Origin of the sequence: Lachnoclostridium sp. An181, assembly GCF_002160325.1 — a bacterium.
Lineage (GTDB): Bacteria > Bacillota > Clostridia > Lachnospirales > Lachnospiraceae > An181.
Genome location: NZ_NFKJ01000021.1, coordinates 1 through 20,358 on the forward strand (window position 1 = coordinate 1; position 20,358 = coordinate 20,358).

Here is a 20,358-nt window from a genome sequence, read left to right on the forward strand (position 1 = left end):
TACTCTCCCACACCGTCTCCAGTGCAGTACCATCGGCCGCTTAAGGCTTAACCTTCGTGTTCGGGATGGGTACGGGTGTTTCCCTTAAGCGCATCGCCACCAGAAAAGCTTTGAGTACTCAGCGAGGTCCTTTCCCCTTCTCAGAAAAAAGTTCTCCCTCTGCCTCGACAACTCAACAATAGACAACATCCCCTACTCTTTTCCTTAGAAAGGAGGTGATCCAGCCGCACCTTCCGATACGGCTACCTTGTTACGACTTCACCCCAGTCATCCGCCCCGCCTTCGGCAGCTCCCTCCTTGCGGTTGGGTCACTGACTTCGGGCGTTGCTGACTCCCATGGTGTGACGGGCGGTGTGTACAAGACCCGGGAACGTATTCACCGCGACATGCTGATTCGCGATTACTAGCGATTCCAGCTTCATGTAGTCGAGTTGCAGACTACAATCCGAACTGAGACGTTATTTTTGGGATTTGCTCCACTTCACAGTCTCGCCTCCCTTTGTTTACGCCATTGTAGCACGTGTGTAGCCCTGGTCATAAGGGGCATGATGATTTGACGTCATCCCCACCTTCCTCCAGGTTCTCCCTGGCAGTCTCTCCAGAGTGCCCGGCCTTGCCGCTGGCTACTGAAGATAGGGGTTGCGCTCGTTGCGGGACTTAACCCAACATCTCACGACACGAGCTGACGACAACCATGCACCACCTGTCTCGGCTGCTCCGAAGAGAAGGCGACATTACTCGCCCGTCAGCCGGATGTCAAGACCAGGTAAGGTTCTTCGCGTTGCTTCGAATTAAACCACATGCTCCACCGCTTGTGCGGGTCCCCGTCAATTCCTTTGAGTTTCATTCTTGCGAACGTACTCCCCAGGTGGACTACTTATTGCGTTGGCTGCGGCACCGAAGAGCTTTGCTCCCCGACACCTAGTAGTCATCGTTTACGGCGTGGACTACCAGGGTATCTAATCCTGTTTGCTCCCCACGCTTTCGAGCCTCAACGTCAGTCACCGTCCAGTAAGCCGCCTTCGCCACTGGTGTTCCTCCTAATATCTACGCATTTCACCGCTACACTAGGAATTCCGCTTACCTCTCCGGCACTCTAGATCTACAGTTTCCAATGCAGTCCCGGGGTTGAGCCCCGGGCTTTCACATCAGACTTGCAGCTCCGTCTACGCTCCCTTTACACCCAGTAAATCCGGATAACGCTTGCCCCCTACGTATTACCGCGGCTGCTGGCACGTAGTTAGCCGGGGCTTCTTAGTCAGGTACCGTCATTTTCTTCCCTGCTGATAGAAGTTTACATACCGAAATACTTCTTCCTTCACGCGGCGTCGCTGCATCAGGGTTTCCCCCATTGTGCAATATTCCCCACTGCTGCCTCCCGTAGGAGTTTGGGCCGTGTCTCAGTCCCAATGTGGCCGGTCACCCTCTCAGGTCGGCTACTGATCGTCGGCTTGGTGAGCCGTTACCTCACCAACTACCTAATCAGACGCGGGTCCATCTCACACCACCGGAGTTTTTCACACAGAAACATGCGTCCCCGTGCGCTTATGCGGTATTAGCAGCCGTTTCCAACTGTTATCCCCCTGTGTGAGGCAGGTTACCCACGCGTTACTCACCCGTCCGCCGCTCAGTCAAATCAATCGTCATTCCGAAGAAATCCGATCAAAGTGCTTCGCTCGACTTGCATGTGTTAAGCACGCCGCCAGCGTTCATCCTGAGCCAGGATCAAACTCTCGTATAAAGTTCTCTCCGGTCAGAATAACCCTTCTGGCTTATTCTTCCCTTTTTACTGTTTGTTTGTACTCGCCGATCGCTCGGCTCGCTCGAAAATTTTCTCTCGAAATTTTCAGGGTTGTTGTCTATTGTTGAATTGTCAAAGTTCTCTGTTTTTCGCCGTCTCTCTCGAAACAGCTCGTTTATTATATCTCATTCATTTTTGTTTGTCAAGAACTTTTTTATTTATTTTTTTCAAGTCCTTTCCAAACTCCTCCGCCGCTCTTTGCGACAGCCATATTAGATTAACAATTTTCGGCATATTTGTCAATACCTTTTTGTTTATCCACCGCTTTGTTTCCAAAGCAAACGGAGAAGGAGGGATTTGAACCCTCGCACCGCTATTAACGACCTACTCCCTTTCCAGGGGAGCCCCTTCAGCCACTTGGGTACTTCTCCAAAACCTGACATTGAATACAAAACCCTTTTTTGGGTTTTAAACGGAGAGGGTGGGATTCGAACCCACGCGCCCTTGCGGACAAACGGTTTTCAAGACCGCCTCGTTATGACCACTTCGATACCTCTCCAAACTATTTGGTTGTCCGCCGCGTTTCACGACAAAATGTATTCTAGCACAGTTTTCCCGCGGCGTCAACCAGTTTTTTGTTTTGTTTTTTATTTTCTTTTTTCCGCGAAAATTTCGGCAATAGGTAAATCTTCTGGCGTTGTTATTTTTATGTTCTCGTAACTGCCTTTTATCAGTCTTACCTTTCTCCCTGTTGTCTTTTCCACAACCATCGCGTCATCTGTGATCGTTTCATCCTCGTATTCCATGATACTTTTGTAAGCCTGCATGATCAGGGTTTTCTCAAAGATTTGAGGAGTCTGTATCTGCCACAGATAAGCTCTGTTCGGAGTGTCACAGACGTAATCGTTCCCGTCAGCCAATTTTATTGTGTCCTTTACAGGCATTGCAAACACACATGCCTTATCCCTCCTGACGCATTCGTATCCCCTGTCGATCATTTCAACATCCAAAAATGGTCTTGCTCCGTCGTGTATAAAGATATATTCCTCTTCCGCGCCGTGATCGGATTCCCCTGCTTTTTGGAGTGCATTCCACACAGAATGATACCGCTCTTTCCCGCCTTCCACAATCACCATGACCTTTCGAAAACCGTATTTTTCTACGATTTCTTTTTTACAATACTCATTTTTGCCTTGACCTGCCACAAGGATCACTTCATCTATTTTGTCCGAATCTTCAAAAGCCTGAAGAGAATGACATATGACCGGCCTTCCTTTCAGCTCCAAAAACTGTTTCTGGACATTACCACCCATCCTTTTGCCCTGCCCGGCCGCAAGCACGATTGCTGTACAATAGGTCTGCTTTTTATTTTCCATCTCCATTTTACCGTTCTCCCAGTTTCAGGTTAGGCACTGCATTCAAATCCCATCCATGCCTTACCCCTTTTTCATACTCATAATATGCCGCCACACCTATCATAGCCGCATTGTCTGTGCAGTATATCGGGGACGGATGGAAAAACCGGATATTGTTTTCTTCGCACGCCTTTTCCATGGCTGCCCGGAGTGTACTGTTTGACGCCACACCACCGGCAATCGCCAGCTTGTCCATCCCGTACTCTTTCACCGCCCGCATGGCATTTTCGACGAGTACCTCTGTAACTGCCTTTTGAAAGGACGCAGCAATATCTGCGCAAGAATAGTCATCTCCTTTCATCTTGCAGCCATTGATATAATTGAGAACAGAGGATTTGACCCCGCTGAAACTGAAATCGTATGGCCCATCCTCCACATGCGCTTTTGGAAAGGCAATGGCATCTGCATTTCCTTCTTTTGAAAGCTTATCAATCTTTGGCCCTCCGGGATAGCCAAGCCCGATCGCACGCGCCACTTTGTCAAACGCCTCGCCTGCCGCATCATCTCTTGTACGCCCGATAATCTCATACTCTCCATAATCCTTCACACATACAAGATGTGTATGTCCGCCGGATACGACCAGGCAGATAAACGGAGGTTTCAGCTCCTTATTTTCTATATAGTTGGCTGAAATATGTCCTTCAATGTGATGCACTCCCACAAGCGGAAGATCTTTTGCATAGGCAATGGCCTTTGCCTCCGCCACCCCCACGAGCAGCGCGCCCACAAGCCCCGGGCCGTATGTAACTCCAATGGCATCGCAGTCATCCAACTTGATATCCGCCTCCTTGAGCGCCTCTTCAATAACCTGATTGATCTTTTCTATATGCTTTCTTGATGCAATTTCCGGGACAACCCCTCCGTACAGTTTGTGCAGTTCAATCTGGGAAGAAATGACATTAGACAGCACTTCTCTTCCGTTTTTCACTACTGCTGCCGCTGTTTCATCGCAGGAACTCTCGATCGCCAATATTAAAACATCTTTCTTTTCCTTCATTTTCAACACCCATTTCTAATCTTCAAAAGCAAGCGTAACCGTGCGTCCATCCTTTGCCGCAACTGCTGCCGGAAAAATCGCCTTCACGTCATCTATATAATTTTCAGGGTACGCCAAAGACGGACTGTAGTGTGTCAGCCACATTTCCTTAACATCCGCCTCTTTCGCAAGATGGGCAGCCTCGTAAAAGGTCATATGCTTATACTCCACTGCTTTTGGGGCCTTTTCTTTTTCCCCGTACATACCCTCACAAATAAACAAATCAGAGCCTTTTGCATGTTCCAAAATGGAATTGGTAGGCCTTGTGTCCGTTGTGTATGTCACTTTGATTCCTTTTCTGGCAGGTCCAAGAACCATATCCGGTGTGTAAACCTTCCCCTCTTCCTCGACCGTCTCCCCTTTTTGGAGAAATCTCCAGTATTTCTGCGGTATATGGTGCAGATTCGCCCTCTCCACATCGAATTTTCCAGCCCGGTCGATCTCCAGTGTATATCCATAACACACAACATTGTGATTCACCCGGAACGCCTTAAGCCGGTATCCATTCATCTCAAATGTTTTTTCCGCCTCAGTGATCTCCTCATAACGGATTTCAAACGGCAGCTCCGGGGCAATGATGCGAAGCGCGCTCACCACCCTTTGCAGTCCTTTTGGTCCGATCAGCGTCAGCGGTTCTTTTCGCTCCGCATTTCCCATGGTAAGAAGAAGTCCCGGAAGTCCGCTGATATGATCGCCGTGATAATGTGTAAAACAGATCACATCAATCGGTTTAAAACTCCACCCTTTCTCTTTTATGGCAATCTGCGTGCCTTCTCCGCAGTCGATCAAAAGGCTGCTGCCGTTAAATCTCGTCATCAAGGCAGTCAGCCAACGATAAGGAAGGGGCATCATGCCCCCTGTTCCCAGCAAACATACATCTAACATAATCCTCTCCTATTTTTCTATGTCAACAGGAATCCGAAAAGAAGCACAAAGCTTATCATAACAGTCTTCGCACAGTTCAAAGCGATGCACTTCATTATCCTTTTTAGAGAAATATCCCCACCGTTTTTCCACGCAAAGATAATCCTCCACAAACATTTCCCCTTGTTTCCGGATTTCCTTTCCACATTGATTGCAAAAAACTTTTTCTGTTTCTTTTCTCTTTTTTTCCGTATACTGGCGCATAAATTTCCTCCTGTGAAATACGCACATTTGTGCTTGATACGCCTTCATTATATCCTCAAGGCCTTTCAATTCCTACTGGGAAGTTGTGGATACTTCCTGTAAAGTAAGACTCATCAACACAGCATCTTCTTTTGGATTTCGGTAGAACCCCTTTCTTGTGCCATCTATCTGAAATCCCTCTTTCTCATAGAAAGCTCTTGCCGCAAAGTTTCCTTCCCTTACATCCAAAAGAATCCTCTTTCCTCCCTGATTTTTAGAAATTTTTTTCAACTGTTCTAAAAGCAGGCCTCCAATCCCATTCCTGCGCCTGTCCTTGTCCACAGCAATGCGGGCTATCTCTGCCTCATCGAGAATCTGGTATGCAATACAATACCCCGCCATATTCCCGTCCTCAAAGGCTGCAAAAATTCTGGCAGATTCCTGCTCAAATGTTTCCTCAAGCGCTTTTTTGCTCCATGCATCAGAAAAAATCTTCTTTTCCAGAACTGCCATTGCCCACAGATCTTCCCTTTTAGTCGTCCTGATTTCCAACATTTTTCTCTTCCGCCTTTTCTCTTTCCATCCGCTCTCTCTCAGCCTGGGAAAGCCTTAAGTAGTCCGGCTGGTGATCCTTTGCGCTCTCCAATCTTCCTTTTTTGTAATAGGAAAGTGCGAGTGTCCCTACCGCAGCAGCTCTCTGCCTGTTCAAATGGGAAGGCGCGATCAGGTAATCCACTTCCACATGTTCATTAAGGTATTGCTCCTGAACCGGCACTCCGTCACCTAAGAACACAACCGGTTCTCCCCTTTTATTGATCTTCTCTACAATCTCGTCCACGCCAGCTGCCATCTGCTCTTCCACAACCTGAAACGCAGTCTCAAACCGGTAAAGTCCGGTATAGACCTGATTTCTTCTGGCATCCATCATCGGGCAGATGATGCGGGAAGTCCCGAAAATATTGTAGGCCAGGGCATCCACTGTCGGAATGTGTATGAGCGGTTTGTCGAGCGCAAGCCCAAGTCCTTTTGCAGTGGCACTCCCGATACGCAGTCCTGTAAAGGAGCCGGGACCTGCTGCCACTGCAATGGCATCTATGCTCGTTAAATCCATTTCCGTCATCCTCACCACCTCGTCCAGCATAGGGAGCAGTGTCTGGGAATGGGTCTTTTTATAATTCACCGTGTATTCTGCGATTGTCTTATCTTCCTCCACAACCGCCACCGTGGCCACAAGCCCGGAGCTGTCTAATGCCAGTATCCTCATGTTTCCACCTCCTCTCTATTTTTCCTCCACTGTGATCTTACGATAGTCAAAGCCCTGGGAGAGATCCTTTTCAATTTTAACTGCTGTATAGTGAGGCGGAAGAATCTCTTCAATAAGATCAGCCCACTCGACCACGGAGACTCCATCGCCGTAAAAATAATCCTCATATCCGATTTCTTCCATCTCTTCAATGTCTCCGATACGGTACACGTCAAAATGATAGAACGCAAGCCTTCCTCCTTCATACACCTGAACGATCGTGAACGTAGGGCTGTTCACCGGCTCTCCGATTCCAAGCCCTTTTGCAAACCCTTGGGTAAAAACCGTTTTCCCTACTCCAAGATCCCCGGTCAAAGTAAATACATCCCCGGCTTTTGCCTGCTCTGCCAGTTTTTTCGCAAATGCAAATGTTTCCCTTGCACTTCTTGTCTCTGTTACCATATTTTTCCCCTTTATCTTACCTGACGAATCTTTACCTTTGCCGCCGGCATGTGCGTGTATATCATGCTCACTGCCGCGGTATACTGTTCTCCCATATCTTTTCTCGGGAAAATGATCGCCCTCATCCTCGTTACATAGAGGATAATGCTTTGATTCGTGGCAACCGCCTTTTCAAAGTCTTTCCATTTATTTAAAGTTTTCTGTTCCCCCTGTGATACAGCCACGCCTTTTTGGTTGAGCTCATAATGGATCGGTTCCTGAAACATCGGTGTATGTTTCACCTGTTCTTTTGCTCTCTTCCAAAGAATAAATGGCGTAAACACCAAAAAGAAAAAAGCAAGAAAAAAGAAGAACACGGATGTCTCCGGCTGTTTTTGTGCCAGCTGCCTAAATGCCACCAGAAACATGAGAAATCCAAACATTACTCCAAGCATGCCGCTCACTTTTGTGTACGTGTGGTATAACAAAAAATCGTACATGGCTTTATCCGTCATCTTTACATCAAATTTTACTACCCCTTCCGCCATATGCCGCCCTCCATCTTTTTATATTCCACGCATCGTAAGCTGGATCCTCTTTTTCTTCAAATCCACACTCATCACCTTTACATCCACAACATCGCCCACGCTCACGGCCTCAAGAGGATGTCTGATAAATTTATCCGTGATCTGTGAAATATGGACAAGTCCGTCCTGGTGCACACCAATATCCACAAACACACCAAAGTCAATGACATTGCGCACAGTTCCTTTGAGTACCATACCTTCCTTCAAGTCTTTCATCTCCAGAACGTCTGTGCGCAGAATTGGTCTTGGCATCTCATCTCTTGGGTCTCTTCCCGGTTTTTCAAGCTCCTTTACAATGTCTCGAAGTGTGATCTCCCCGATGCCAAGCTCCTCTGAAAGTTTTTTATAATCTTCCACTGACTTTGAAAGTCCAGGAATACCACCTTTCTCTTTTAGATCATCGACAGAATACCCCTGGTTATTCAGCAGACTCTGTGCAGCTTTATAAGATTCCGGGTGCACACTCGTCCCATCAAGCGGATTTGCGCCTCCCGGGATCCTAAGGAAACCTGCACACTGCTCAAAAGCTTTTGGTCGCAGTTTCGGCACTTTGAGAAGACTTTTCCTGTCCGCAAATTTTCCGTTCTCCTCCCTGTATGCCACGATATTTTTTGCAATGGCAGAGGAAATCCCGGAAATATAAGATAAAAGCGGTGCAGATGCTGTATTCAGGTCCACTCCCACTTTGTTCACGCAGGATTCCACTACGCCTTGCAGTGCCTCACTTAATTTTTTCTGATTGCAGTCATGCTGATACTGCCCTACCCCGATGGATTTTGGTTCAATTTTCACAAGTTCCGCCAACGGATCCTGAAGTCTCCTCGCAATGGACGTGGCACTCCTTTGTCCCACATCAAAATTCGGGAATTCCTCTGATGCCAGCTTGCTTGCCGAGTACACGGATGCTCCCGCCTCATTTACAATGACATACTGCAATTTCCCGGAAATCTCCTTGATAAGTTCCACAATGACCATCTCAGACTCTCTGGAGGCTGTTCCGTTTCCAAGAGATATCAGCGTAATCCCATACTTTTCAATCAGTTTTTTCAACGTCTCCTTTGCCGCCGTGATCTTTTGTGGAGTTGTAGGCGCAGTCGGATAGATCACTGTAGTATCCAGCACCTTTCCTGTTGCATCGACAACCGCAAGTTTACATCCGGTGCGGAACGCCGGGTCCCATCCGAGTACAACCTGACCGGAAATTGGCGGCTGCATCAAAAGCTGCTCCAGATTTTTTCCAAATACCCCGATAGCTCCGTCTTCTGCCTTCTCCGTAAGCCCGTTGCGTATCTCTCTCTCCACAGCAGGGGCAATCAACCGCCTGTAACTGTCCTCAATGGTTTCCTTTAAAACAGGAGCAGTAAATGAATTTTCAGAGACAATGATATGCTTTTCCAGGTAACTTAAAAGTTTTTCCTCCGGCGCCTGTACTTTTACGGTCAGGAACTTTTCTTTTTCCCCTCGATTCAGCGCCAGAACCCGGTGTCCTGCCAGCTTTTGAATCGGTTCCTCAAATTCATAGTACATCTCATAGACAGAGGATTCCTCTTTATCCTTTGCCGCTGACACAATCTTGCCGTGGCGGACTGTATAATCCCTGATGTGCTGTCTGTACACAGGTTCATCAGAAATATTTTCCGCTATGATGTCCTTTGCACCTGCGATCGCTTCCTCTGCCGTCAGAACCCCTTTTTCCTCAGAAATATACTGCTGTGCTGCTTTTTCGACCGGCTCCTTCATCTTCTGCAGACAGATGAGCGCTGCAAGCGGCTCCAGTCCTTTTTCTTTTGCAGCCGTTGCCCTTGTCCTTCTCTTAGGCCGGAAAGGACGGTAAAGATCATCCACCTGTACCTGCGTCTTTGCAGCCAAAATCTGCTCTTTTAATTCTTCTGTCAGTTTTCCCTGCTCCTCGATAGAGGAGAGCACCTGCTCTTTTTTTTCCTCCAGGTTGCGAAGATAGAGTAAACGCTCATAAAGTTTTCTAAGCTGCTCATCGTCCAGCGAACCTGTGGCCTCTTTTCTGTATCTGGAAATAAAAGGGATCGTATTTCCCTCATCAATGAGCTTTACCGCTGCATCCACCTGCCAGCGTTTCACTCCCAATTCTTCGGTAATCCTTAAATTAATATCCATAATATTGAAAGTTTCCTCCCTGATTTTCCCTTTTCATCATTTTGAAACTTCCATAATTATATAGGATTCTATATGGTTTTGCAAACCTTTGAAAAATAGAGTTTACTCTGTTTTGTTGAATTTCCTCCTGTTATATGCTATACTTTGAGTCACTAATCTGAAAAAGTATACAAATTTAAAGGGGTGTTTGCATGAGACATCATATTCCTACTGAGGAGTTATCCAAACAACAACTGAAATCCCGCGAGACAAAAGAGCGCATTTTTCAGGCCGCCAAGAGAATTCTTCAGCGCAGCAGCTATGATAATCTTTCCATAAAAAATATATGCGAAGAGGCTGGCGTGTCCAACGGAAGTTTCTACCATCATTTTAAGACAAAGGACGACCTGCTTTCCTATTATATCGAAGACCAGCCTAGCATCAATCCCGATCTGCTGGAAACACCGGCAAGCCCAAACGAAGCAAAAACAGCTATTATCCACGTGTATTTAAACTATGTACAGTACTGCAAAGAGCTTGGCGTGGAATTTATGTCCGGATACTATACACCAAAAAACCAGTCTTTAAATCCTTCCATCCGCACAGAACGGCCTTATCCCATCGTCACGGTGCGCACCTATATGGAAAAGGCGCAGATGGCCGGTGTCCTTCCGGAAACCTTGGATTTGGAGAAAGCCACGACCGACATCCGCATGATCGTGATCGGCAATGTATTTGAGTGGTGCCTGCGCAAAGGTAACGCTGATTTTGAAGGAAATATGAGACGTTCTCTTGACTGTTACCTGACCGGGCTTTTTCATATCTAGTACAACAAAAAAAGACTTTGCCGTATCACAAAATATATTCGTATTACTGCACGCGCAGATGCCGGGGATTCCTCCCCGGCATCTGCTCAGCTAATCTTATGAAACTATAAAATCTGAATAAACCTTCTAAATGCAGCTCTTCCTTCTTCTGTACATTTGTACACGCCCGCATCTTCGAGAACTCCTACGAAAACTTTTCCAATCTCTGCTCTTAAGATCTCGTCCACATTTTCTTTGGTGATCTCTTTGTATGCAGGCAGGAATCTTTCCACCCAGTCTGCATGTTTCTCTATTTTTTCATTTTCTCTGATATCTTTTTTATCTACAATATATTTCCCCAGAATTTCCATCTCTTCTTTCAATCTGGATGGAAGAACCGCAAGTCCCATAACCTCGATCAGCCCAATGTTTTCTTTTTTAATATTGTGGTACTGTGCATGAGGATGGTAAAGTCCAAGCGGATGCTCCTCTGTGGTAATGTTGTTGCGCAGCGCAAGATCCAGCTCATAGAACTCACTTTTTTTCCTCGCAATCGGTGTGATCGTATTATGAAGTTCCCCGTCTGTCTCGGCAAAGACGAATGCCTCCTCATCTGTGTAGCCTCTCCATGCATTCAGAATATGATCTGCCAATTCAATGATCCGTTTTTCGTCTTTTGCTCTCAAACGGATGACAGAGAGCGGCCATTTTACAATACCAGCCTCAACGTCCTCATATCCTTTGACAGTAAACGTCTCCTCCACAGAAGCTTTGGCCATTGCAAAGGTGTAGTTTCCTCCCTGGAAATGGTCATGGCTCAAAATAGATCCCCCAACGATCGGCAGATCCGCATTGGAGCCAAGGAAATAGTGAGGGAATGCCTTTACAAAATCAAACAATTTGATAAACGCATTTTTGTCAATCTTCATCGGCACATGTTCTCCGTTAAAGACAATGCAGTGTTCATTATAGTACACGTAAGGAGAATACTGGAATCCCCATTTACTCTCATTGATCGTGATGGGGATAATTCTATGATTCTCTCTGGCCGGATGATTGACTCTTCCTGCATATCCTTCATTTTCCACACACAACTGACATTTCGGATATGCACTTGTCTTTGCATTCTTTGCAGCCGCGATCGCTTTTGGATCTTTCTCCGGTTTTGAAAGATTGATCGTGATGTCTATTTCCCCGTATTTGCTTGGCACTTTCCATTTTAAGTCCTTACAGACACGGTATCTTCTTATATAATCACTGTCCTGGCTTAATTTATAAAAATAATTTGTTGCTTTTTCTGGTGATTCTTTGTATAAATCATAGAATGCTTTTTGCACCTGGGCCGGACGCGGCATCAGACAATTCATCATCTTTGTATCGAACAAATCTCTGTACACAATGCTGTCTTCGATGATCCCTCTTGCACATGCTTCATCGAGAAGTTCTTTTAAAACATCCTCCAGAACAATCTCCCCGGCAATCTCAACATCCTCGTAATCGTCTTCATGGAACATTTCAAGCAACAGGTTTGTCGCATAGATTCTCTCACATTCCGGCATAAGTCCCGTATCAATTCCATACTGTACTAATTTTTTAATATTCTCAGATAACATAATTTCCTCCTGGTTTTAATCCAACACTTTTGCACCGTCGCCGATTTCGACAACGTAGAATTCTGCATCATGTCCGACTTTTTCTTTATAGGCAGCGCCGATTTTCTCTATAAATGTATCCACTGCATCATTTTTCACAATGCTGACCGTACACCCGCCAAAACCGCCTCCTGTGATGCGGGAACCGATTACACCCGGCGTATTCCATGCCAGATCTACAAGAATATCGATTTCTTCACAGGAAACTTCATAGTCGTCCCTCAAAGATACGTGAGATGCGTTCATGAGACGGCCGAATTCTTCGATATCGTTCTGTTTCAGGGCATCCACCGCTTTGATGGTTCTCTGATTTTCATAGACCGCATGTTTTGCCCTTTTCTGTCTGACCTCAGATTTGATGGCATCTTTATGTGCCTCAAATTCTTCTTCTGTCAAATCTCCAAGTGTCTGGATATCCACCACTGCCTGCAGTTCTTTTAATGCAGTCTCGCACTCATTTCTTCTGTCATTGTATGCGGACCCCACAAGGCTGTGTTTCACCTTGCTGTTTGTGATAACGATCTTGGCATCCTCAAGCTCTATCTTTGCATACTCATAATTCAGATTGCTTGTGTCAAGGAAAATTGCGCAGTCTTTTTTGCCCATGGCACTTGCGAACTGGTCCATGATCCCGCAGTTCATTCCATTAAAATTGTTCTCTGAATACTGACCGATAAGGGCAATCTCTGTCATACTAAGCTCATCAAAGCCAAACAGATCTTTTAAGATCGTCCCTGTCAGCACCTCCAGCGATGCGGAGGAAGAAAGCCCCGATCCATTCGGAATGTTTCCGTAAAGCACAATATCCAGTCCGGAAGTCAGCTTATACCCCTTTTTTTCAAACGCCCACATCACTCCCTTTGGATAGTTCGTCCAGCCTGCTTTCTCCGATGGGATCAAATCGTCAAGGCTTGTCTCAAAAACGCCAAGGCTTTCAAAATTCATAGAGTAGAGACGGATCCTGTCGTCTTTTCTAAGGCGGGCAGCTGCATATGTACCTATAGTCAGAGCGCACGGAAATACGTGTCCTCCATTGTAATCTGTATGTTCACCGATCAGGTTTACTCGTCCAGGAGCAAAATATGTACGGATATCTCCATCCGCCCCGTATAATTTATGAAAAACTTCCACTACTTGTTTTTTCATTGTGTTTCTCCTTTTCATTTATTCTAAAAACTTTGTTTCAAAACATATTATTTGACTCAGAGTACCATTTTTCACCTGTTTATGTCAATAAAATATACTCTGATATAAGTATAAAATTCTATGCTATTTTTCCCTATGATTCATATGTCAGTTTTAAAATAATGTCCTGCGGATAATCACCGAAACAATCACCGAAAATGTTAAGTCCCCCCTGGTTCTTTGCATCTTCCTTTACTCCTATTTTGACAGAAATGTAATCTCCTTCCTCCAGGCCATATTCTAAAACGCCGCGGTTCTCCACCTGCTCTCCGTCAAGCCATGTCCCTTGCTGTTTCACAGTCCATTTTTTCAGGATTCCATACTGGGTATTTTGTTTTGGCCACCACAAAGGATTTAATTTCCCCCTCCTTCCTCCGAAATCACTCGGACAAGTCCATGTTCCTGCTTCTTTTCCGTTCAGCCATAATGTGATGTCTGACGCCCAGTCCATGTTGTATTCATGATCCTCAGAGCACAGTTCCATGGAAATCTCCATCTGCCGCACATGATTCTTTTTGACTGCAGCGTTTGGAAAACGGTACTCCAGATACCCCTTTCCCAGCCATATCAATTTTGCTTCCGTCCTGCGTGGATGATAGAAAATCGCCGGCTCGTCCTCCACATCGATATAACCTTCTTTTGCCACAATTCCGCACGTTGGCTCCACATGGTAGTCCACAAAGTTTCCGATAGGCATGTGGATCTTCTGCACATTTCCTTCCTCCGGTTTCCCAAAGTCAACCAAAACACTTTGACAGGATTTTCGACAGACTTTCATTGACCCCCTTGTCGCTGCACGGAGTTCCGTCTCAATCAGACCCGCTTCCTCCAAAACCCTGACATGCATTGCTGAAGAGGATGCCGGAATCTTCAGTATCTCTGCGATCTCATTGACATGGTACGCCTGTTCCTCCAAAAGTTCCAGCATTTCAAGTCTGAGAGGAGATGATATTGCCTTTCCAAGTAAAACAATTTTCTCCTTTTCTTTAAAATCAATTTCTCTTCTAAATTCCATGCAAAACCTCTTTTCTGATTCATAACAATATTTTTGTTATATTTATTGTATATTCTTTCTTTGCTCCCGTCAATCTTATGATATAATGGACAATAGAAATTGCGCCTGCCAGGGCGTATACACAGGAGGACGTTATGTTAACTTTTATTGTAAACCCCAACTCCCGTTCAGGGCACGGAAAAATCCTTTGGCTTGGAATAGAACGGGAATTAAATAAAAGAACGCTCCCTTACAGCGTGCATTTCACAAAATACCAGCAGCATGCCGTCAAGCTTGTAAGACAGCTGACAGACAATGACAAGCGGCATACGATCATTGTTCTGGGCGGGGACGGTACACTCAACGAAGTCATCAATGGAATCTGCCATTTTGAGCTTGTCACCTTGGGATACATCCCGACAGGCTCAAGCAATGACTTTGCCAGAGCTCTGTGCCTTCCGACCAATCCCACGAAAGCATTGGAAATGATCTTAAACGCCCCGTCCCTTGCACAGATTGATATTGGCTGCGCAGAGTATCAGGGAAAATCACGTCTCTTTGCAGTCAGCGGGGGAATTGGTTTTGACGCCGCCATCTGCCATGAAGCCATGGTTTCCAGGCTGAAAAATTTTTTCAATCACATAAAACTTGGAAAACTGACTTATGCAGCCATTGCTCTGCATCAACTTTTTCTCTGCAATCCTGAAAAGCTTTCTCTTACCATTGACGAAGGGCCTCCGGTTATCTTTCAGAATACCTATTTTGCATCTGTCATGAACACGCGCTGCGAAGGTGGAGGGTTTTGTTTCTGCCCGGACGCTCTTCCAAGCGATGATCTTCTGGACGTGATCGTGGTGCATGACCTTCCAAAATGGAAATTGATACTCACACTTGCAACCGCGTGGAAAGGGATGCACACGCGCTTTAAAGGAATCAGCATATACCGGGGAAAGGATATCCGCCTTACTCTTGGTTCGCCTCTTGCCCTCCACTTGGACGGAGAACCTGTTTTTTCGCAGAAAGACCTTCACTTTTTCTGCCACAACAAAAAATTAAAAGTGATATGCCCTACAAAGGAGAATTGAAATGATGTTTTTTATCATTTTTTTGATTTGTATTTTTGTTTTATATCTTTGGATGATCACACCCAACCTCTTCCGCCGGGCAGCTCTGAAAAAATTCAACCACACAGAATTTGCCCACCGGGGTCTGCACAGCGGTGATTTTCATGTACCTGAAAACTCTATGGCCGCTTTTCGCGCAGCTCTTCTGCGCGGACTTGGTATTGAGCTTGATGTACATCTTACAAAGGACGGCCGCATCGTCGTCTTTCACGACGATACCTTGAAACGTATGTGCGGTCTTGATAAATATATTGAAGACATGACCTATACAGAACTTGTATCGCTCCCTCTTCTTGGTTCCAGTGAGCGCATTCCTCTTCTTGAGGACGTCCTTTCTTTGGTGGACGGAAGAGTACCGCTTTTGATCGAGGTGAAACTTCCACGAAAAAGCCTTGCTGTGTGCAGGGCACTGCAAAAGGAACTTGCATCCTACAAGGGGGAATATCTTATCCAGTCTTTTAATACACTTGTATTGTACTGGTTTCGCAAAAATGCCCCGGACATCCTGCGGGGACAGCTTTCTGCAAATCTGATACGGGAAGACAAATCCAACCCCTATATTTTGAGACTTTTTGTCCAGTTTCTTTTGACCAATTTTCTCGGAAAACCGGACTTTATTTCCTACAGTTTGAAGGATACTTCCAATATCAGTTTTCTCATCAACCGCCACATTTTCCGCGCACCCACGGCAGTGTGGACACTGACAACAAAAAAAGCACTGGATAAAGGCCGAAAACTCCACAATATGGTAATATTTGAAAGAATTCATGAAAATTATTAATATATTATGAAGTTCCTTGTTCTCTATCTTACATTCGTGCTATAATCGCTCTAACGTAATTGATAAAAAATATTGTAAGAGGTTTGTCATGAAAAAATTTTTTCTTAAATACAGACATGCATGGGTTCTCCTGTACACATTGATCTATATGCCTTGTTTTGCTTATCTGGAGTCGCATGTTACAACAAAATTCCATATTATCCATACACCTCTGGACGATTACATTCCTTTTGTTGAATATTTTATTATTCCGTATTTACTCTGGTTTGTATATATTGCTGTCACAGTCGGTTATTTTTTCTTTACGGACGTAAAAGCCTATTACAAGCTTACGGCATTTTTGTTCACCGGGATGACTATTTTTCTTATCATCTCTGCAATCTATCCAAACGGACTGGAATTACGGCCGGATACATTTCCGAGGGACAACATTTTTACAGACATGGTAAAACAACTTTATGCCATGGACACTCCTACCAATGTGCTGCCGAGCATTCACGTGTTCAACTCCATCGGAGTTTACATCGCTATCGCACACGACGAGAGATTGTCCTCCATCAAATGGATTCGTTACGGGGCATTGATCTTATCCTCATTGATCATTCTTTCCACTATGTTCTTAAAACAGCACTCTGTCATCGATGTTTTGGGCGGATGCCTGATGGCCAGCGTACTTTACCAGTTCATCTACGCAGAGGCATCTCGCAAATCCGAATCGTTTTCAAAACAGATCGTTTCATAATAAAAGAAGAGGTACAGCAGATTTTTTATCCTGCTACGCCTCTTCTTTTTATTGCCTTACATCAATCAGCTTTTCTTTGTCCTTTCTGTCCAAGACTGATATCCATATACTCTGTATAGGCCTCAAATGCCGCCGGGATCGGATACGATTTTTCTATCTCTTTTGGATGGATAAAAATCATGTCCTCTGTACATGATTTTTCCAACTCATCCACCTGCACGGCATACCCGATCATGCGCCACTCCACATGGGAAAAAATATGTTTTGCCTCCCCTAGTTTTTTGACATGGATCGGCATCAGACCAATGGTTTTGCTGTACGCAATAACTTTCTCCACGGAAAGATGTCCATCCACGCCCGGCAGCTCGTAGAGTCCTGCAAGGAGACCTTTTTGGGGTCGTTTCCTGATCGCCACCTTTTCTCCGTCCTTAAATATCAAAATTGTACGTTCCTCTATCTTACGCTCCTTAGCTTTCTTCTTCACAGGCAGTTCACCGATGATCCCTTTTTCTCTTGCACAGCAAAACATACTGACCGGACACTCACTGCATTTCGCCTCTCCATTTGGCACGCACACAAGCGCCCCAAGCTCGATCAGGCTCTGATTGAAATCTCCAGGTGTATCCTTTGGAATAACCTGTTCCACCAGCTGTTCCATCTTTTTTCTTGTGGACTGTCTCATGATATCGTCATAGCTGCCAAGTATTCTTGAGAGCACCCGCAGCACATTTCCGTCCACCGCAGGTTTCGCAATATCAAATGCTATGGATGCCACTGCGCCTGCCGTATAATTTCCAATTCCGGAAAGCCCCAGTATTTCTTCAAAGGAGTCCGGAAATGTCCCTCCATATTTTTCCATCATCTCCTGCGCTGCCTTTTGCATATTTCTTACACGATTGTAGTATCCAAGCCCTTCCCACAATTTTAAAAGTTTATCTTCCTTTGCACTGGCAAGGGATGGCACATCCGGCAGTTCCTTTAAAAACCGCTCATAAAACGGTTTCACTGCCTCCACCCTCGTCTGCTGCAGCATGATTTCGGACACCCATATTTGGTATGGCTCTTTTGTCTGTCTCCAAGGCAGTTGTCTTTTGTTTTCCTCAAACCACGCGAGCAGAGGTCGCACCGTCTTTTCAAGGGGATTTTCAAAGAGCTGGACAGGAACCGGGGAGCAGATTTCAATCATAGTCTCACCCACCCGGCAGTCATAAGCCAGCAGATGTACCCCGCTTTTTTCAGCTTTTCTAAGCGCCTTTGCAAATGCGGGGTGAGTTGTCTCGTTTGGCATAAATTTCTTTACACCTCTCATCTGAATGACAAAGAAAATGTACGTCTCATACCCTTCCTGCTTTGCCTCCGTCAACTCTTCCACATGTTTCACTGCACGGTCGCTGGGCGCATCCGGAAAACGCACAATGCCATTTTCCTCCAACGTAACACCTTTGACTTCAATAAACGCCTTTCTTTCCCCATCCTCCACATAAATATCAAATCTTGAATTTTTGTATGTTTTCTCGCGCCGGATATCCGCATTCTTTGAAAATAGATTTCCCTTTTTCAACCATTCTTCCACAAGGAGGTTTGGAATTTGGGAATCCATATTGATGATGCGCTCCCCTTTTCTGACACTGATAAGGTCCCACCCGGTCTTTCTGTCAGGGGAAACGGATTTTTGCACATATACATCAGCACCCGGCACGAGCAGCTCTTTGCATCTGCCAGTGTTCTTTACATGCACTGTTTCCTCCCTTCCCGCAATCTCCACATATGCGATGAAACGGTTTGGCCTTTCCAAAAAGGTGCCTTTCTCAATTCTTTCATATTCCATATATCACTACCTCTACTGTAACTTCATTCTTCTTGTCCCTGACAAGTATAGCTGAAATTGCTCTTCTTGTAAAATGGCAAAAAAAGAGCGCAAAGAAAGTATTTTCCATTTGCTTTCCTACGCGCTCATCTTTTTTATAATATCTTTGATAAAAATTCTTTCAGTCTTGGGTCTTTTGGGTTGGAGAAAAACTCTTCCGGAGTATTCTGCTCTTTTACTTTCCCTTCATCCACGAACAGGACACGGGAGGCCACTTCCTTTGCAAACCCCATCTCGTGTGTCACCACGACCATAGTCATTCCATCCTTGGCCAGCTGTTTCATAAGTTCCAAAACTTCTCCTACCATTTCAGGGTCGAGTGCGGAGGTAGGCTCGTCAAACAGCATCACATCCGGATCCATTGCCAGGGAGCGCACGATCGCGATCCTCTGCTTTTGTCCTCCCGAAAGCCTGGACGGATAAGAATCGGCCTTATCCTGCAATCCGACACGTTTCAGAAGATCCATAGCTTTTTTCTCCGCTTCTTCTTTGGTCATTCCAAGCAGTTTGATAGGCGCCAGCGTAATGTTGTCCAGAATCGTCTTGTGCGGGAAAAGATTAAAATGCTGAAATACCATCCCCATCTTCTGGCGGTGTTTATCCAGATCCGTCTTCTTATCTGTGATGTCCACACCTTCAAAATAAATGTGTCCTTCTGTCGGAACCTCCAAAAGGTTCAGGGAACGGAGGAATGTGGATTTTCCAGAACCGGAAGGTCCTACGATAACGACCACTTCCCCTTTCCTGATCTCCTCCGTAATCCCATCCAGGGCATGAAATCCGCCAAAACTTTTTTTCAGCCCCTCTACTTTTATCAATACATCTCCATTAACGCTCACTGTTTCGCATCCTCCTCTCCAGCATGTTTACCAGTTTGGTAAATATCAAAACAAGTACAAGGTAAATCAAGGCCACTGCAAACAGCGGCATAAATGCATCGAATGTACGGCTTCTGATGATATCCCCGCCTTTTGTGAGGTCCTGCAGGGCAATATATCCGGAGACAGACGTCTCTTTGAGCAGGACGATAAACTCATTTCCAAGAGCCGGAAGGATATTTTTCAAAGCCTGCGGAAGGATGATATAGCGCATGGTCTGGATATAGTTGAAACCAAGACTCCTTCCCGCCTCAAACTGTCCACTGTCCACTGACATGATACCGGAACGGACAATTTCCGCCACATACGCGGATGAGTTCATACCAAACGCCAAAACTGCCACAACGGTTTTATCGATATCTGAACTTGCGAAAATAACAAAGTAAATGATCATCAGCTGTACGACAACCGGAGTTCCACGGATAACTGTGATATAGATCCTCGCAAGAATATCAAGTATCGTAAGTTTGCCTGTCTTGTCATGTGTGGAACGGATGATCGCGATCAACGTACCAAAAACAATTCCCACAATTACTGCAAAGAAGGTAACTATCAAAGTCACCTTCAATCCATCAGTGAGATATTGCCAACGGTTTTCTTTTATAAAGTTCACATAAAAACTATCCTGTAGATTCTGCAACATCTCC

At 45.4% G+C, this 20,358-nt stretch carries 19 protein-coding genes, 2 tRNA genes and 2 rRNA genes; 4 read left to right on the top strand and 19 right to left on the bottom strand.

Going from position 1 to position 20,358, the window contains the following annotated elements; all coding sequences use genetic code 11:
• From rrf to B5F18_RS10970, 13 genes are all read right to left on the bottom strand, one after another.
• Positions 1–104 (bottom strand): 5S ribosomal RNA (gene rrf, locus B5F18_RS10910); the annotation flags it as partial.
• A 104-nt stretch (positions 105–208) separates the two neighbouring features.
• Positions 209–1,741 (bottom strand): 16S ribosomal RNA (locus B5F18_RS10915).
• Between the two features lie 342 nt (positions 1,742–2,083).
• A tRNA-Ser gene (locus B5F18_RS10920) sits at positions 2,084–2,172 on the bottom strand.
• Between the two features lie 42 nt (positions 2,173–2,214).
• Positions 2,215–2,300 (bottom strand) — tRNA-Ser (locus B5F18_RS10925).
• 88 nt (positions 2,301–2,388) lie between these two features.
• Positions 2,389–3,117: a 2-C-methyl-D-erythritol 4-phosphate cytidylyltransferase gene (gene ispD / locus B5F18_RS10930; RefSeq protein WP_442911375.1), complete on the bottom strand. Its 729-nt coding sequence runs from the start codon at positions 3,115–3,117 to the stop codon at positions 2,389–2,391.
• Between the two features lie 7 nt (positions 3,118–3,124).
• Positions 3,125–4,153, bottom strand: a complete 1,029-nt coding sequence (gene tsaD / locus B5F18_RS10935; protein WP_087157695.1) for a tRNA (adenosine(37)-N6)-threonylcarbamoyltransferase complex transferase subunit TsaD — start codon at positions 4,151–4,153, stop codon at positions 3,125–3,127.
• Between the two features lie 15 nt (positions 4,154–4,168).
• Entirely contained in the window at positions 4,169–5,077 is a 909-nt protein-coding gene (locus B5F18_RS10940; RefSeq protein ID WP_087157696.1) for a ribonuclease Z, read from the bottom strand.
• Between the two features lie 9 nt (positions 5,078–5,086).
• On the bottom strand, positions 5,087–5,320 hold the full coding sequence (locus B5F18_RS10945; protein ID WP_087157697.1) for a hypothetical protein: 234 nt from the start codon (positions 5,318–5,320) through the stop codon (positions 5,087–5,089).
• 72 nt (positions 5,321–5,392) lie between these two features.
• Positions 5,393–5,854, bottom strand: coding sequence for a ribosomal protein S18-alanine N-acetyltransferase (rimI, locus tag B5F18_RS10950; protein ID WP_087157698.1), 462 nt, complete (start codon positions 5,852–5,854; stop codon positions 5,393–5,395).
• Positions 5,832–6,563, bottom strand: a complete 732-nt coding sequence (gene tsaB / locus B5F18_RS10955) for a tRNA (adenosine(37)-N6)-threonylcarbamoyltransferase complex dimerization subunit type 1 TsaB (protein ID WP_087157699.1) — start codon at positions 6,561–6,563, stop codon at positions 5,832–5,834. Before tsaB ends, rimI begins: the two co-directional genes overlap by 23 nt.
• Before the next feature lie 15 nt (positions 6,564–6,578).
• The gene (gene tsaE / locus B5F18_RS10960; protein ID WP_087157700.1) at positions 6,579–7,004 is read right to left on the bottom strand and encodes a tRNA (adenosine(37)-N6)-threonylcarbamoyltransferase complex ATPase subunit type 1 TsaE; all 426 of its coding nucleotides are present in this window, start codon (positions 7,002–7,004) and stop codon (positions 6,579–6,581) included.
• Positions 7,005–7,015: 11 nt separating this feature from the next.
• On the bottom strand, positions 7,016–7,531 hold the full coding sequence (locus tag B5F18_RS10965) for a YcxB family protein (RefSeq protein ID WP_242955856.1): 516 nt from the start codon (positions 7,529–7,531) through the stop codon (positions 7,016–7,018).
• A gap of 18 nt (positions 7,532–7,549) precedes the next feature.
• Positions 7,550–9,703, bottom strand: a complete 2,154-nt coding sequence (locus tag B5F18_RS10970; RefSeq protein ID WP_087157701.1) for a Tex family protein — start codon at positions 9,701–9,703, stop codon at positions 7,550–7,552.
• Between the two features lie 191 nt (positions 9,704–9,894).
• On the opposite strand from B5F18_RS10970, the gene B5F18_RS10975 reads away from it, so the two are divergent.
• A complete protein-coding gene (locus B5F18_RS10975) occupies positions 9,895–10,509 on the top strand; it encodes a TetR/AcrR family transcriptional regulator (RefSeq protein WP_087157702.1) in 615 nt (204 codons plus the stop codon).
• Between the two features lie 104 nt (positions 10,510–10,613).
• On the opposite strand, the gene galT is transcribed toward B5F18_RS10975, so the two are convergent.
• The 3 genes from galT to B5F18_RS10990 all read right to left on the bottom strand — a co-directional run bounded on the left by galT (position 10,614) and on the right by B5F18_RS10990 (position 14,340).
• Positions 10,614–12,101, bottom strand: coding sequence for a UDP-glucose--hexose-1-phosphate uridylyltransferase (galT, locus tag B5F18_RS10980; protein ID WP_087157703.1), 1,488 nt, complete (start codon positions 12,099–12,101; stop codon positions 10,614–10,616).
• 15 nt (positions 12,102–12,116) lie between these two features.
• Positions 12,117–13,286, bottom strand: coding sequence for a galactokinase (locus tag B5F18_RS10985; RefSeq protein ID WP_087157704.1), 1,170 nt, complete (start codon positions 13,284–13,286; stop codon positions 12,117–12,119).
• Between the two features lie 133 nt (positions 13,287–13,419).
• Positions 13,420–14,340, bottom strand: coding sequence for an ArsR/SmtB family transcription factor (locus tag B5F18_RS10990; RefSeq protein WP_087157705.1), 921 nt, complete (start codon positions 14,338–14,340; stop codon positions 13,420–13,422).
• Positions 14,341–14,474: 134 nt separating this feature from the next.
• Here B5F18_RS10990 and B5F18_RS10995 point away from each other — a divergent pair, with 134 nt between their 5' ends.
• The 3 genes from B5F18_RS10995 to B5F18_RS11005 all read left to right on the top strand — a co-directional run bounded on the left by B5F18_RS10995 (position 14,475) and on the right by B5F18_RS11005 (position 16,966).
• Entirely contained in the window at positions 14,475–15,404 is a 930-nt protein-coding gene (locus B5F18_RS10995; RefSeq protein ID WP_087157706.1) for a diacylglycerol/lipid kinase family protein, read from the top strand.
• 1 nt (position 15,405) lies between these two features.
• Complete coding sequence (locus B5F18_RS11000) at positions 15,406–16,224, top strand: glycerophosphodiester phosphodiesterase family protein (RefSeq protein ID WP_275532833.1); 819 nt, start codon at positions 15,406–15,408, stop codon at positions 16,222–16,224.
• Positions 16,225–16,312: 88 nt separating this feature from the next.
• Positions 16,313–16,966: a phosphatase PAP2 family protein gene (locus B5F18_RS11005; RefSeq protein WP_087157707.1), complete on the top strand. Its 654-nt coding sequence runs from the start codon at positions 16,313–16,315 to the stop codon at positions 16,964–16,966.
• Positions 16,967–17,027: 61 nt separating this feature from the next.
• On the opposite strand, the gene mutY is transcribed toward B5F18_RS11005, so the two are convergent.
• The 3 genes from mutY to B5F18_RS11020 form a co-directional block, all read right to left on the bottom strand.
• Positions 17,028–18,794, bottom strand: a complete 1,767-nt coding sequence (gene mutY / locus B5F18_RS11010) for an A/G-specific adenine glycosylase (protein WP_087157708.1) — start codon at positions 18,792–18,794, stop codon at positions 17,028–17,030.
• Positions 18,795–18,928: 134 nt separating this feature from the next.
• Complete coding sequence (locus B5F18_RS11015) at positions 18,929–19,672, bottom strand: amino acid ABC transporter ATP-binding protein (protein ID WP_087157709.1); 744 nt, start codon at positions 19,670–19,672, stop codon at positions 18,929–18,931.
• Positions 19,662–20,354: an amino acid ABC transporter permease gene (locus tag B5F18_RS11020; RefSeq protein ID WP_087157710.1), complete on the bottom strand. Its 693-nt coding sequence runs from the start codon at positions 20,352–20,354 to the stop codon at positions 19,662–19,664. The genes B5F18_RS11015 and B5F18_RS11020 overlap by 11 nt, the downstream gene beginning before the upstream one ends.
• Positions 20,355–20,358: the final 4 nt, after the last annotated feature.

Coding starts and splice junctions, on each gene's coding strand:
- ispD (WP_442911375.1), bottom strand. CDS start 3,117: ATGGAAAATAAAAAGCAGACCTATTGTACAGCAATCGTGCTTGCGGCC.
- tsaD (WP_087157695.1), bottom strand. CDS start 4,153: ATGAAGGAAAAGAAAGATGTTTTAATATTGGCGATCGAGAGTTCCTGC.
- B5F18_RS10940 (WP_087157696.1), bottom strand. CDS start 5,077: ATGTTAGATGTATGTTTGCTGGGAACAGGGGGCATGATGCCCCTTCCT.
- B5F18_RS10945 (WP_087157697.1), bottom strand. CDS start 5,320: ATGCGCCAGTATACGGAAAAAAAGAGAAAAGAAACAGAAAAAGTTTTT.
- rimI (WP_087157698.1), bottom strand. CDS start 5,854: ATGTTGGAAATCAGGACGACTAAAAGGGAAGATCTGTGGGCAATGGCA.
- tsaB (WP_087157699.1), bottom strand. CDS start 6,563: ATGAGGATACTGGCATTAGACAGCTCCGGGCTTGTGGCCACGGTGGCG.
- tsaE (WP_087157700.1), bottom strand. CDS start 7,004: ATGGTAACAGAGACAAGAAGTGCAAGGGAAACATTTGCATTTGCGAAA.
- B5F18_RS10965 (WP_242955856.1), bottom strand. CDS start 7,531: ATGGCGGAAGGGGTAGTAAAATTTGATGTAAAGATGACGGATAAAGCC.
- B5F18_RS10970 (WP_087157701.1), bottom strand. CDS start 9,703: ATGGATATTAATTTAAGGATTACCGAAGAATTGGGAGTGAAACGCTGG.
- B5F18_RS10975 (WP_087157702.1), top strand. CDS start 9,895: ATGAGACATCATATTCCTACTGAGGAGTTATCCAAACAACAACTGAAA.
- galT (WP_087157703.1), bottom strand. CDS start 12,101: ATGTTATCTGAGAATATTAAAAAATTAGTACAGTATGGAATTGATACG.
- B5F18_RS10985 (WP_087157704.1), bottom strand. CDS start 13,286: ATGAAAAAACAAGTAGTGGAAGTTTTTCATAAATTATACGGGGCGGAT.
- B5F18_RS10990 (WP_087157705.1), bottom strand. CDS start 14,340: ATGGAATTTAGAAGAGAAATTGATTTTAAAGAAAAGGAGAAAATTGTT.
- B5F18_RS10995 (WP_087157706.1), top strand. CDS start 14,475: ATGTTAACTTTTATTGTAAACCCCAACTCCCGTTCAGGGCACGGAAAA.
- B5F18_RS11000 (WP_275532833.1), top strand. CDS start 15,406: ATGATGTTTTTTATCATTTTTTTGATTTGTATTTTTGTTTTATATCTT.
- B5F18_RS11005 (WP_087157707.1), top strand. CDS start 16,313: ATGAAAAAATTTTTTCTTAAATACAGACATGCATGGGTTCTCCTGTAC.
- mutY (WP_087157708.1), bottom strand. CDS start 18,794: ATGGAATATGAAAGAATTGAGAAAGGCACCTTTTTGGAAAGGCCAAAC.
- B5F18_RS11020 (WP_087157710.1), bottom strand. CDS start 20,354: ATGTTGCAGAATCTACAGGATAGTTTTTATGTGAACTTTATAAAAGAA.